Here is a 13158-nt window from a genome sequence, read left to right as displayed (position 1 = left end):
GGCAATATCCCACATTAATAGGTCCCTAAAACTTGATATTCTATGATTTTTTGATTCTAAACACGAACCTAAAATTTTACTAACTGCTTCTAAGTTCACAATTTTAAATTATGTTACCCAATACTTATTAAAATGTTTGCAATTAAGATAAATTACTGTCTGCATTTCTGTGAACAACACTTATTTTTAACTTTTACCAAATTCTAAATCATGAATTAAGTAGTTCAATAGTTAAAAATTATACCTTCAAAACAATAATTAGAACTTCAAAAAGTTATATTTTTACAGCTACGCGTATCTGAATACGATATATCTCAATTAAAATATCAAAATGAAGAAATTTTTATATACTTTTTTAATTCTTGCCACAATCATACTTTGGAGTTCATGTCGTAAAGATTTTGTGACGGTTGCAAGTTCGGGGCAACTTCAATTTTCAAAAGATACTGTATATCTCGACACCATTTTTACCAATATTGGCTCAAGTACGTACAACTTAAAAGTGTACAACCGAAGTGACGATGATATTCACATTCCAACGATTCAATTAGGCGAAGGCGAAAGTTCAAAATATCGCTTAAATGTAGATGGAATTGCAGGAAGAACATTCCAAGACATTGAATTATTAGCCAATGATAGTCTATTTATTTTTGTAGAAACTACGCTGGATATCAACGATTTTGCAAGTGGCAATCAATTTTTATATACAGATGCTATTGAGTTTGATACAGGAAACAATCAACAAAAAGTAGAATTGGTAACGCTAGTTCAAGATGCCGTTTTTCTCTTTCCGCAACAATTTAATGATGGAACTATTGAAACTTTATTACTTGGCGTAGATGATGAAGGCAACGAAACACGTATTGAAGGTTTCTTTTTGGAAGATTCCGAGCTCAATTGGACAAACGAAAAACCGTATGTAATTTATGGATATGCGGCTGTTGGACAGAATAAAATTTTAACTATTGAAGCTGGCGCAAGAGTTCATTTTCATGCAGATTCTGGTCTGATTGTCGGAAACTTAGGTTCGTTACAAGTCAACGGAATGCTAAGTACTACCGAAGAATTAGAAAATGAAGTGATTTTTGAAAGTGACCGATTAGAACCTGGTTTTGCAAATGTTCCAGGACAATGGGGAACGATTTGGTTGACTGACGGAAGTACAAATAATAACATCAATTACGCAACCATTAAAAATGCTTCTGTTGGAATTTTGACGGAAAATAGTGACGGAACTACAAATCCGACATTAACACTAAACAATTCAAAAATATACAACAGTTCAACTGCCGGATTATTAGCACGAACAGGTTTTGTAGAAGCAAATAATTCCGTTTTTGGAAGTGCCGGGCAATCATCTTTATATCTTAATTTAGGTGGAAAATACACGTTTAGACATTGCACATTTGCGAATTATTGGAACAATAGTTTTAGAGTTTTTCCAGCAGTTTTACTAGATAACTATTTAGATTTAGGAAATGGAACGGTTTTGACTGAAGATTTAGTTCAAGCTGATTTTTCTAACTGTATTATTGATGGACTTAACGGAGTTGAATTGTTTCTAGACAAACATGACGACACTACTACAATGTTCGAATACAACTTTACAAACTGTTTGCTGAAATTTGACGATTTCAACAATCGATTCAGTAACAATGAATTATATAATTTTACAAACGATATGATATTTGATGATGTTTTAAGAGTTACAAATTCTACGACTATCGAATTTAAAGATACCTCAAAAGATGAATTCATAATTGGAGAAACTTCTGTTGCCATAGGAATTGGAAATACACCAAACATGCCGCCTGCGATTCAGAGTGACATTTTAGGAAATCCAAGAACAAATCCTTCGGATGTTGGCGCGTATAATCACATTACTTTTGATGATTGATGAAAAAAACTTCATGAAAACCCAATTTAAAGAAACACAAAAATTCACACAATGGTGGCTTTGGATACTTCTCATCGGAATAGGAATGTTACCAACTTACGGAATTTACAAACAGGTTTTTCTAAATGAACATTTTGGAGACAAACCAATGTCAACTATTGGATTGATTATTTTTGCTGTCGTTGTTTTTGGAATTTTACTATTATTTTGGTTAATGAAACTCAACACCGAAATTGACCAACATGAAATACGAATGCGCTTTTTCCCTTTTGCTAAAAAACGAGTGCTTTGGACAGAAATTAAAAGTGCGGAAGTATTAAACTACGGTTTTGTTGGCGGTTGGGGAATTAGACTTTGGACAACATACGGAACGGTTTACAATACAAAAGGCAACAAAGGACTTGCCATTGAACTCAAAAACGGGGAAAAATTTCTCATCGGAACTCAAAAAGAAACAGAATTGCGTCAATTCTTAGAAAAAGTAAACAGGTAAAATAACTGTAAAAAATAACTTCTTACCGAAAAGAATCATAAAAAAAATACACTATTTTATGATGCTGTTTTTATACGTATATTGGTAAGAACAATAAAACTAAGAATAACTTAACACTTAATCACATTAAAATTATGGGACTCATTTTTACAATTGCTAACATTTTAGCAGGAATCTTACTTGGAATTACTGCTTTAGACAAACTTGATGGAGAAAGTGATTTTTTTAACAAAATCGCTAAAAAGTTAATGCCATTCACAACTATTATTGGTGGAGCTTCTTTAGGACTTGGTATCTTCTTTTTATTATTTTACAAAGGTGGTTTACTATATGAACTTGTTGCTATAGTTGGTGGATTGTTATTATTAACACACGTATTAAGTCAAGTTCCTACAATTGGAGAAACATTAGTAAAAATATCAAAAAAATTAATGCCTTTTAAAGTGATTGTTGGAATTGCTCTTTTAATACTTGCGATTTTAAGCCTTTTTTAGAAGATAAAACGATTAATTAATCACAACTTTTTGAACTGTTTTGCTTTTTTCGGTGCGAATTTCTAAAAAGAAAATTCCACTTGATATGTTTGAAACATCAATGGTAGCTTGCATATTTTGTTGCTTTTGAAACAACACTTGCTTACCCAAACTATCAAAAATAGTAACTGTATACGGTTGCGATAACGTTGTGGAAACTACAATATAATCCGATGCCGGATTTGGATAAACGCTGAACTTTTCAGCGTTTTCTTCGTTTATACCTAACGTACTTCCTTCGGTAACTGTCAATCGTTGGTTTGATGTTACATTTGTATATGTATCTGTTATGCCGCTTGGCCAGAAAATTTCTAACATATCAATCGTAGTTGCAGTTCCTATTCCGAAAAGTTCTGTGGCTGAATTTTGTCCTAAAAAAGCTTCTCCACACAACACATATCTATACAATGCTTGTCCGTTCACAGTTGCTTTAATGCTGGCGCCAATTCCCGCTTTATTACTGCTTGTTCCATCAAGCTTGACTTTTAACCAATTATTTGTGCCGCCAGTACTTCTCCACAATGCATAATTTTCTGGTGCTTGATTTACCACAATAAAATCTTGGTAACCATCATTATTAATATCGCCAATAGCATTTGAAAAACTTGTAAACGTATCATTTGCAAAACCAGCCGAGGAAGGAATTGTATAATTATATCCTGCGTCACATTCGTAAAATCCAGATGTGATTAACGGAGAATTTGGATCACTAATCATGCTACTTACATACAAATCTAAATCTGAATCATTGTCGGCATCAAAGAAATTCGCTCCCCAACCTATACTATTAAAAATAGTTCCTGTTGCTGTAGCAACATCTGTAAAAGTGCCATCGCCGTTATTCTGTAACAAATGATTTCCTTCGGTAGTATTTGTGACATAAATATCTAAAAAACCATCGTAATTATAATCGTCAATCGTAGTAGACATTGCATTTGCGGCAACTCCTGCACCAGAAGCAGCACTTACGTCTGTAAATGTTCCGTTTCCGTTATTTTTATAGAGAATATTTGTATTTGCGAATCGATCATTAGAAATATAAATATCTAAAAAACCATCATTATCATAATCGAAAAATGCCGAACAGAACGATAAATGTCCCACAGAACTTATTCCTGCAATGAAAGAAACATCTGTAAATGTTCCGTTTCCGTTATTTCTATATAGTTGATTTGGAATGACTTTAGAATCATCTTTATTACTTAAAAACAAATCTAAATCGCCATCATTATCATAATCGCCAAAAGAAGCGCCATAGGTAAATAAAGTAGTGTTTGGAAATCCAGCAACTAGAGAAACATCTGTAAAATTGAAGTTTCCGTCGTTATTGTATAATTTGTTGGAATCATCAAATCGTGTCACAAACAAATCATTATCACCATCATTATCGTAATCAACCCATAATACTTGTTTGGAATGATTCGGAATTGTGATATTGAACGTTTCTTCTACATACGTTCCTGAATTATTTTTGAAAAATCGTACTGGAAAATTTTCTTTACTTGCAAATGTTAAATCGTCCCAACCATCATTATCATAATCATAAAAACTAACGCCACCAAGTTGTGTGTTGAAGTTTCCTGTGATATTAATTCCTAAGTCGAACGCTTTATTTTCGAAGAGAATTTGTGCATTTGTTAGGGAAAAACAAAAGCAAAATAATACAGCAATAGTATAACTTTTCATAGTTGCAACTTTTTCATATCGTGGCAAATATAAGGAATCTTAGTTTTATACTAAGAAGTTATGCTATTGCTTATTTTCTAAATTACATCTACTTTTCAGATAGTTAACATCAAGTGTTGATTCTTAAATCTAAAAGGAACTTGTACTGAGCGAAGTCGAAGTAAGCGATCTTGCATCCTTTAATTAAGAGTCAAACAAAGGTCTATCAGACATCATCACATTTACTTTAAATGAAATGTTCTCTAATGCTTCATCACTTTCATAGTTCAGGATAGCTTCATCAATATATTCCACTATCAGTTCCATATCTTTTTCTTTCAAACCTCTTGTAGTAATTGCAGCTGTTCCGATACGAATTCCTGAAGTTACAAATGGACTTTTATCGTCAAAAGGAACCATATTTTTATTTACTGTAATATCCGCTTTTTCTAATGCTTTTTCAGCATCTTTTCCAGTAATATTTTTATTGCGAAGATCAATCAACATCATGTGATTGTCCGTTCCGCCAGAAATAATATTATATCCTTTTTCAACAAATACAGCCGCCATTGCTTTGGCATTTTTCTGAACTTGTAAAATATAATGCATAAATTCATCCGTTAACGCTTCTCCAAAAGCAATTGCTTTTCCTGCAATAACGTGTTCCAATGGTCCGCCTTGATTTCCTGGAAAAACGGAGCTATCTAACAATGAAGACATCTTTTTTAAGTTTCCGTTCTTCAATTTTAGTCCAAATGGATTGTCAAAATCTGTTCCGATCATAATCATTCCTCCACGTGGTCCACGCAATGTTTTATGCGTTGTGGTTGTTACAATATGACAATGTGGAATTGGATCGTTTAATAATCCTTTTGCAATCAATCCTGCAGGATGTGAAATATCTGCTAATAATAAAGCATTCACACTATCAGCAATCTTGCGAAAGCGTTCAAAATCAATATCTCTAGAATATGCAGACGCGCCAGCAATAATCATTTTTGGTTGCTCTTTTGTAGCTATTTCTTGAATTTTATCATAATTCAAAATACCAGTTTCCTCTTCTACTCCGTAAAATACAGGATCGTATAATTTTCCAGAAAAGTTTACTGGAGAACCATGTGTTAAATGTCCGCCGTGCGATAAATCGAATCCTAAAATTTTATCTCCAGGTTTCAAACATGCTGCAAAAACTGCTGTGTTGGCTTGACTTCCACTATGTGGTTGTACATTTACCCATGATGCTCCAAATAAAGCTTTTGCTCTATCAATAGCAATAGTTTCTACTTCGTCAACGACTTCACAGCCGCCATAATAGCGTTTTCCAGGATATCCTTCTGCGTATTTATTGGTAAGTACAGAACCAACAGCTTCCATAACTTGTTCACTTACAAAATTCTCAGAAGCGATCAACTCTAGTCCTTCAATTTGTCTTTCCTTTTCGGCTTGAATTAATTCAAAAATTTGTTCGTCGCGTTGCATTATTTTGAGTCTATGTTAATAAAATCCAAAAATATGATATAGATATGAAAACTCATATAGAAAACTCATATATTTGACTAGAAAAATATTTTTTTAAATTATAAACACACAACATAACTATGCCAAATACTACTAATAATCCAAATAGAAAAACGTGGCTTGACGTAGCTGCTGATAGCGATTTTCCTATCCAAAACATTCCTTTTGGTGTTTTCCTTACTAGAGATGATGTAATTACCATCGGTACTCGAATTGGTAATTATGCTATTGATTTAGGTGCATTACATCAACTTGGATATTTTAAAGGAATTCCATTAACAGACGATATTTTTCTTCAAGATACTTTGAATGATTTCATTTCTGATGGAAAAAAGACTTGGAGATTGGTTCGAAACCGTATTGGAGATATTTTCGACGAAAACAATGCGAGTTTAAGAGACAACAAAGAACACAGAAATACAATTATTTTCACCTTAAATGAAATAGAAATGCAATTGCCTGTTCAGATTGGCGATTATACAGATTTTTATTCAAGTATAGAACATGCAACCAATGTTGGTACGATGTTTAGAGGTGAAGACAACGCATTAATGCCAAACTGGCTTCACATGCCTGTTGGTTACCACGGAAGAAGTTCTTCTATTATTCCATCGGGAATTCCAATTCATCGTCCACAAGGACAGACGTTGCCAGCTGGTGCTGAAACTCCTGTATTTGGGCCTTCAAAACGTGTCGATTTCGAATTAGAAATGGCGTTTATTACCACAGATGCAAATCATTTAGGAGAACCAATTCCTATTGAAGAAGCTGAAGATTATATTTTTGGTATTGTTTTGTTTAATGATTGGAGCGCGCGCGACATTCAGAAGTGGGAATACGTTCCATTAGGACCGTTTTTAGGAAAAAGTTTTGCTTCGTCAATTTCTCCTTGGATTGTAACAATGGACGCATTAGAACCTTTCAAAGTTGAAAGCCCAAAGCCGTTAAAACCACAACTGGAATATTTACAATACACTGGAAAGAAAAGCTACAATATAAATTTAGAAGTAGCTATTCAGCCAGAAAACAGTACAGAAACAGTTGTTGCACGTTCTAACTTTAAGTACATGTACTGGAATATGGCACAACAATTAACGCATCATACGGTGAATGGTTGTCCTGTAAATTCTGGTGATATGATGGGAAGTGGAACTTTATCTGGAAAAACTCCTGATTCGTATGGTTCTATGTTGGAATTGTCTTGGGCAGGAAAAAATCCTGTAAAATTAAATGATGGTTCTGAACGAACATTTATCAACGACGGCGACACAGTTACGATGCGCGGTTATTGTACAAATGATAATTATGTTCGAATTGGTTTTGGAGAAGTTTCTTCAAAATTATTACCTGTATTTCAACCGAAGAAAAAGTAATTATAGGTTCACATATATTCAAAAAGCATCAACTATTGTTGGTGCTTTTTTTTATTAAATAATTTAAAGATTCAATAATTAAAAAACCTATGATTTCAAAAAAAATTAAACCAAATAAAGTACAGCAATCGAAAGAAGAAGTACACCATAAATCAACGTAAACGATTTTCCTGATATTTTACTTCCCATTTTTGCTCCAAAAAAGTTGGCGACAAAATAGGTTCCAAACAGAATTCCAACCAATTGCCAATCGACAGGATTTTCAACGTTGTATTTTATAAATGCTCCGTAACTTACTGGTGGAATTAAAATTGCCAGACTTAAAGCGCGTGCATATTCTTTTTTCAGTTTAAAAACTCCAATTAGAACTGGCACCATTAATATGCCTGCGCCAATTCCGAACATTCCGCCCAAAATTCCTGTACAAGCTGCCAAAATAAGTATCAAATATGGAGAAACATGTTCCTTGTAAGGTGTTTGCGCATTTTTCTTTAAATACGACGCAAACTGCATCAACGCAATCATAATCAATAAAATGGCGAAGTAATATTTTAAATCTGTTTCGCCAATATAAAAGGCAAAAACAGCTCCAAAATACGAGAAAATACAATACGCAATCACACCAATTGTAATGTTGAGCCATTGTTTTTTTACGTATTCATATAATGACATTACACCGAGTAAACTCATGGGTCCTAACATCATTGTGAGTACATTTCCTTGCGCTACCAATTGCGACATTCCACAATACAATACTAAAAAAGAGACTAAAAATGGTCCGCCGCCAATTCCTGCAAATCCGCCAATATAGCCAACAACAAGTCCTAAAAGCACATAAATAAGTGGATCACACATGCTGCGAAGTTAAGGTTCTATACATTGTTTTTATAAAATTTCATGAAATTTATACTGGCTTTTTTATAAAATTTGTGGTTTCGTTTTTTTATAGTTATTAAATAATAGATAGTTTTGGTTAAGTTTGGTATCTAAATTGCATACCCATAACAAACCTAACATATAACGTATGAAAAAAATACTACTTATAATAACCACATTTTTATTTTTAATCGCTTGTGGTGGTGTCAAAAAAACACAAGAAGCGTTGAACACGGGTAATTATGATTTGGTGATTCAGAACGCTATAGATCAACTCAAAAAGAATAAAACAAGTAAAAGAAAACAGCAATATGTTATTTTATTACAAGAAGCGTATGCGAAAGCTTTAAATAGAGATTTATCTACAATTAAATTCTTAAAAGCTGATGGAAATCCTGAAAAATTAGAAGATTTATATAATACGTATCTAGCCATAAGAAATAGACAAGAAACTATAAAACCATTACTTCCGTTGCCTATTTTGGAAAAAGGAACAAATGCGAAATTCAAGATGCAAGACTATTCGTCTAAAATTATTAATACAAAAAATCAGTTGTCTGAATATTTATATACGAATGCAACATCATTATTAAATACTACGAAGCAGAAATATGACTATAGAAAGGTTTATGACGATTTCAAATATATTAATGATATTTCTCCCAACTATAAAAATGTTCGTCAATTAATGGAAGAAGCGCACGTTAAAGGAACTGATTTTGTATTGGTCACTTTGAACAATAATACCGATAAAGTAATTCCAAAGCGTTTAGAAGATGACTTACTCAATTTTAATACCTACGGATTAAATGACTTATGGACAGTTTATCATGCAAATGAAATTGCTCAAAAACAATATGATTTTGGTTTAATTCTGGATTTGAGAGAAATCAATATTTCTCCTGAACAAATAAGAGAAAAACAAATCATAAAAGAAAAGCAAATAAAAGATGGTTGGGAATATGCAACGAATGATAATGGAAATGTTTTAAAAGATAGCTTAGGAAATAAAATCAAAATAGATAAATTCAAAATGATCCGCTGCGAACTGTATGAATTTACACAGTTTAAATCGACCAGAGTTGCTGGACAAGTAAAGTATATAAATTATAAGTCAAAACAACTTATCGAAGCGTTTCCAATAAGCAGTGAATTTGCCTTTGAACACATCTATGCGAATTTTGATGGCGATCGTAGAGCCTTAGAACAACAATATATAGACTTGACAAATAATAAAGCAGTTCCATTTCCAAGCAATGAACAAATGGTATATGACACCGGAGAAGATTTAAAAGCAAAACTAAAATCTATTATCACCAGAAATAAATTTAGATGATAATATCTGACATACTAAAAAGCCCGAAAACAATAGTTTTCGGGCTTTTTTATATCATTTCAATTTGAATAGTAATTCCATTTATACGAACTTTTCTAACTCTATAGAATTAATTCCACTATGAGAAGCATGCGCAACAGAAATTCCATTTTTAAGTACAATTAATTGTGGACTTTCGTGCCATACTTGGAACTTTGCAGCGATTTCTTCTGAAATTGGACGATAATTCAACAAATCTAAATAATAAACTTTCATCTGATTTTCCTCCAAATCATACGAACCTTCAAATTGTTTTATGACCATTCTACTAATTCCGCAACGCGTACTGTGTTTGAAAATAGCAACTGGCTGCGTTTTTGATTCTTCCACAATAGTGTCCAACTGATCAACGTTTGTCAATGGCGTCCATTTTAGTTTTGAAGGCACTGGAGTTTCAGAAGCATCAGAACTACTGAATAATTTATTGAATATTCCCATAGGTAAATTGTAAATTTATAGAATGAACTCGTTTTTACTTTCTTAATGAGTCGAAAGTCTATCTAAAAACTTTCAAAATGACAAAATGTCTTGTAAATACACGCTTTAACCGACATTTTGTCTCCTATTCACAATTGGAATAAGAATTGCAAAATTATTAAAAACACATAACATACAGCTATGAATTTTAACAATTATACCATAAAATCACAGGAAGCCGTGCAACAAGCGCAGCAACTGACGCAAACATACGGACATCAGCAAATTGAAAATGAGCATCTTTTTAAAGCGATCATGGAAGTTGATGAGAATGTCTTGCCTTTTTTACTTAAAAAATTAAATGTAAATGTTTCTTTATTGGAACAAATACTAGAAAGTACGCTGAATAGTTTTTCAAAAGTGACTGGCGCAAACATTGTACTATCTCCGGAAACGGGAAAAACCTTGACAAACGCGAGCATTATTGCCAAAGATATGAATGATGAATTTGTTTCAACGTCGCATTTAGTTTTGGCAATATTCAAATCGAAAAGTAAAATTGCACAAATATTAAAAGATCAAGGAGTTACCGAAAAAGGACTCAAAGCTGCCATTTTAGAACTCAGCAAAGGCGAACGCGTCACATCTGCGAATGCGGAAGAAACGTATAATTCGTTGAACAAATACGCAAACAACTTGAATAAATTGGCGAACGACGGAAAACTCGATCCTGTAATTGGAAGAGATGAAGAAATCCGCAGAGTTTTGCAAATTCTTTCGCGTAGAACGAAAAATAATCCAATTTTGGTTGGTGAACCTGGCGTTGGTAAAACCGCTATTGCGGAAGGTTTAGCGCACAGAATCATACAAGGTGATGTTCCAGAAAATTTGAAAGACAAACAAATATTTTCGCTCGATATGGGCGCATTAATTGCAGGCGCAAAATTTAAAGGAGAATTCGAAGAACGTTTAAAAGCCGTTATCAAAGAAGTAACATCGGCTGATGGCGATATTGTTCTTTTTATTGATGAAATTCACACACTTGTTGGTGCTGGCGGCGGACAAGGCGCAATGGACGCAGCAAATATTCTAAAACCTGCGTTGGCACGTGGCGAACTCAGAGCAATTGGCGCAACGACATTGGACGAATATCAAAAATATTTTGAAAAAGACAAAGCTTTAGAACGTCGTTTTCAGAAAATTATAGTGAACGAACCTGATACGGAAAGTGCAATTTCTATTCTGAGAGGAATTAAAGAAAAATATGAAACACATCACAAAGTTCGAATCAAAGATGAAGCGATTATTGCGGCGGTTGAATTATCGCAACGTTATATAACGAATCGTTTCTTGCCAGATAAAGCAATTGATTTAATTGATGAAGCAGCTTCTAAATTGCGCATGGAAATCAATTCCAAGCCTGAAAATTTAGATGTTTTGGACAGAAGAATCATGCAATTGGAAATTGAAATTGAAGCGATAAAGCGTGAAAAAGATGAAGTCAAACTGAAATCATTAAATGCAGACTTAGCCAATATCAAAGATGAGCGCAATGAAATTTTCGCCAAATGGCAAACCGAAAAAGATATTGTAGATAACGTACAAGCAACGAAAGAAGCCATTGAGAATTATCGCGCGGAAGCGGAAAGAGCGGAACGTGACGGAGATTATGGAAAAGTTGCAGAATTACGTTACGGAAAGATAAAAGAAGCGCAAGTAAAGTTAAATACATTACAACAAGAACACGCAACATTAGAAGGAACTTCGTTAATTAAAGAAGAAGTTACCACCGAAGATATTGCGGAAGTTGTGGCAAAATGGACAGGAATTCCTGTAACCAAAATGTTGCAAAGCGATCGTGAAAAGTTATTACAATTAGAAGCTGAATTGCACAAACGTGTCGTTGGACAAGAAGAAGCAATTGTTGCCGTTTCGGATGCTGTTCGCAGAAGTCGCGCAGGATTGCAAGATGCTAATCGTCCAATAGGTTCGTTTCTATTTTTAGGAACAACTGGCGTTGGAAAAACCGAATTGGCAAAAGCACTTGCCTCCTATTTATTTGATGATGAAAGCGCGATGACGCGAATTGATATGAGCGAATACCAAGAATCGCATTCGGTAAGTAGATTGGTTGGCGCTCCTCCAGGATATGTTGGGTATGACGAAGGCGGACAATTGACGGAAGCTGTGCGTAGAAAACCATATTCGGTGGTTTTATTAGACGAAATTGAAAAAGCGCATCCTGATACCTTCAATGTTTTATTACAAGTGTTGGATGAAGGTCGTTTGACAGATAATAAAGGAAGAGTTGCCGATTTTAAAAATGCAATCATCATAATGACGTCAAATACGGGAAGTCATATTATTGAAGAAAAATTCAAAGCTGTAAAAGATATTGATACAGCAATGGAAGCCGCAAAAGTAGAAGTTTTAGGATTATTGAAACAAACGGTTCGCCCAGAATTTTTAAATCGGATTGATGATATTGTCTTGTTTACGCCACTTTCACAGGAAAACATTAAAGAAATTGTTCGTTTGCAATTGAAAAATGTAACGAAAATGTTAGCAAAACAGCAAATTACCTTAGATGCTACGGAAGAAGCAATTTCATATTTAGCACAAAAAGGATACGATCCGCAGTTTGGTGCGCGACCTGTAAAACGAGTGATTCAGCGAAAAGTGTTGAATGAACTTTCCAAAGAAATTCTCGCTGGAAAAGTCACCGTAGATAGTATTATTTTATTGGATGAATTTGATGATGAACTCGTTTTTAGAAATCAGACAGATTTGATTGTGGAAGCATAATCAACAGTTATAATAGCAACAAAGCGCAACTAATTTAGTTGCGCTTTGCTTTTACTAACAAATTCAGGAACAATTGTATAATTCCTAAACTACAAGATTCATACTATAAACGCTATTGGAAAGTGTTTATTTTATTGGAAAAGTTAAAGTTGTGTGAAGTATTTACTTCCTGCAACAACACATGATTGATATTTTTATTAAATTGT

General features: G+C 33.7%; 10 protein-coding genes. 6 read left to right on the top strand and 4 right to left on the bottom strand.

Features of this window, described 5'->3' with window-relative positions; translation table 11 throughout:
• Positions 1 to 331: 331 nt before the first annotated feature.
• The 3 genes from IMCC3317_RS00865 to IMCC3317_RS00855 all read left to right on the top strand — a co-directional run bounded on the left by IMCC3317_RS00865 (position 332) and on the right by IMCC3317_RS00855 (position 2884).
• Positions 332 to 1897: a hypothetical protein gene (locus IMCC3317_RS00865; RefSeq protein WP_160127622.1), complete on the top strand. Its 1566-nt coding sequence runs from the start codon at positions 332 to 334 to the stop codon at positions 1895 to 1897.
• A gap of 13 nt (positions 1898 to 1910) precedes the next feature.
• A complete protein-coding gene (locus IMCC3317_RS00860) occupies positions 1911 to 2390 on the top strand; it encodes a phosphoethanolamine transferase domain-containing protein (protein ID WP_160127621.1) in 480 nt (159 codons plus the stop codon).
• A 134-nt stretch (positions 2391 to 2524) separates the two neighbouring features.
• Positions 2525 to 2884 carry a hypothetical protein gene (locus tag IMCC3317_RS00855; protein ID WP_160127620.1) on the top strand — a complete coding sequence of 120 codons (360 nt, stop codon included), beginning with the start codon at positions 2525 to 2527 and terminating at the stop codon, positions 2882 to 2884.
• Positions 2885 to 2896: 12 nt separating this feature from the next.
• Here the strand turns inward: IMCC3317_RS00855 and IMCC3317_RS00850 are convergent, their stop codons facing one another.
• Positions 2897 to 4609, bottom strand: coding sequence for an FG-GAP-like repeat-containing protein (locus IMCC3317_RS00850; protein ID WP_160127619.1), 1713 nt, complete (start codon positions 4607 to 4609; stop codon positions 2897 to 2899).
• Positions 4610 to 4792: 183 nt separating this feature from the next.
• Complete coding sequence (gene glyA / locus IMCC3317_RS00845; RefSeq protein ID WP_160127618.1) at positions 4793 to 6067, bottom strand: serine hydroxymethyltransferase; 1275 nt, start codon at positions 6065 to 6067, stop codon at positions 4793 to 4795.
• A gap of 119 nt (positions 6068 to 6186) precedes the next feature.
• Between glyA and fahA the strand changes: the two genes are divergently transcribed.
• Positions 6187 to 7479, top strand: coding sequence for a fumarylacetoacetase (fahA, locus tag IMCC3317_RS00840; protein WP_160127617.1), 1293 nt, complete (start codon positions 6187 to 6189; stop codon positions 7477 to 7479).
• 105 nt (positions 7480 to 7584) lie between these two features.
• On the opposite strand, the gene IMCC3317_RS00835 is transcribed toward fahA, so the two are convergent.
• The gene (locus IMCC3317_RS00835) at positions 7585 to 8334 is read right to left on the bottom strand and encodes a sulfite exporter TauE/SafE family protein (protein ID WP_160127616.1); all 750 of its coding nucleotides are present in this window, start codon (positions 8332 to 8334) and stop codon (positions 7585 to 7587) included.
• Between the two features lie 169 nt (positions 8335 to 8503).
• Here IMCC3317_RS00835 and IMCC3317_RS00830 point away from each other — a divergent pair, with 169 nt between their 5' ends.
• Positions 8504 to 9691 carry a hypothetical protein gene (locus IMCC3317_RS00830; protein WP_160127615.1) on the top strand — a complete coding sequence of 396 codons (1188 nt, stop codon included), beginning with the start codon at positions 8504 to 8506 and terminating at the stop codon, positions 9689 to 9691.
• Positions 9692 to 9772: 81 nt separating this feature from the next.
• On the opposite strand, the gene ytxJ is transcribed toward IMCC3317_RS00830, so the two are convergent.
• Positions 9773 to 10168, bottom strand: a complete 396-nt coding sequence (ytxJ, locus tag IMCC3317_RS00825) for a bacillithiol system redox-active protein YtxJ (protein ID WP_160127614.1) — start codon at positions 10166 to 10168, stop codon at positions 9773 to 9775.
• A gap of 180 nt (positions 10169 to 10348) precedes the next feature.
• On the opposite strand from ytxJ, the gene clpB reads away from it, so the two are divergent.
• Positions 10349 to 12952 carry an ATP-dependent chaperone ClpB gene (clpB, locus tag IMCC3317_RS00820; protein ID WP_160127613.1) on the top strand — a complete coding sequence of 868 codons (2604 nt, stop codon included), beginning with the start codon at positions 10349 to 10351 and terminating at the stop codon, positions 12950 to 12952.
• Positions 12953 to 13158 lie beyond the last annotated feature (206 nt).

Source organism: Kordia antarctica (assembly GCF_009901525.1).
Lineage (GTDB): Bacteria > Bacteroidota > Bacteroidia > Flavobacteriales > Flavobacteriaceae > Kordia > Kordia antarctica.
The sequence above is the reverse complement of the archived record's forward strand: the minus strand, read 5'-3'. Positions and strand labels throughout refer to the sequence as shown.

Coding starts and splice junctions, on each gene's coding strand:
- glyA (WP_160127618.1), bottom strand. CDS start 6,067: ATGCAACGCGACGAACAAATTTTTGAATTAATTCAAGCCGAAAAGGAA.
- IMCC3317_RS00855 (WP_160127620.1), top strand. CDS start 2,525: ATGGGACTCATTTTTACAATTGCTAACATTTTAGCAGGAATCTTACTT.
- ytxJ (WP_160127614.1), bottom strand. CDS start 10,168: ATGGGAATATTCAATAAATTATTCAGTAGTTCTGATGCTTCTGAAACT.
- IMCC3317_RS00860 (WP_160127621.1), top strand. CDS start 1,911: ATGAAAACCCAATTTAAAGAAACACAAAAATTCACACAATGGTGGCTT.
- fahA (WP_160127617.1), top strand. CDS start 6,187: ATGCCAAATACTACTAATAATCCAAATAGAAAAACGTGGCTTGACGTA.
- clpB (WP_160127613.1), top strand. CDS start 10,349: ATGAATTTTAACAATTATACCATAAAATCACAGGAAGCCGTGCAACAA.
- IMCC3317_RS00865 (WP_160127622.1), top strand. CDS start 332: ATGAAGAAATTTTTATATACTTTTTTAATTCTTGCCACAATCATACTT.
- IMCC3317_RS00830 (WP_160127615.1), top strand. CDS start 8,504: ATGAAAAAAATACTACTTATAATAACCACATTTTTATTTTTAATCGCT.
- IMCC3317_RS00835 (WP_160127616.1), bottom strand. CDS start 8,334: ATGTGTGATCCACTTATTTATGTGCTTTTAGGACTTGTTGTTGGCTAT.
- IMCC3317_RS00850 (WP_160127619.1), bottom strand. CDS start 4,609: ATGAAAAGTTATACTATTGCTGTATTATTTTGCTTTTGTTTTTCCCTA.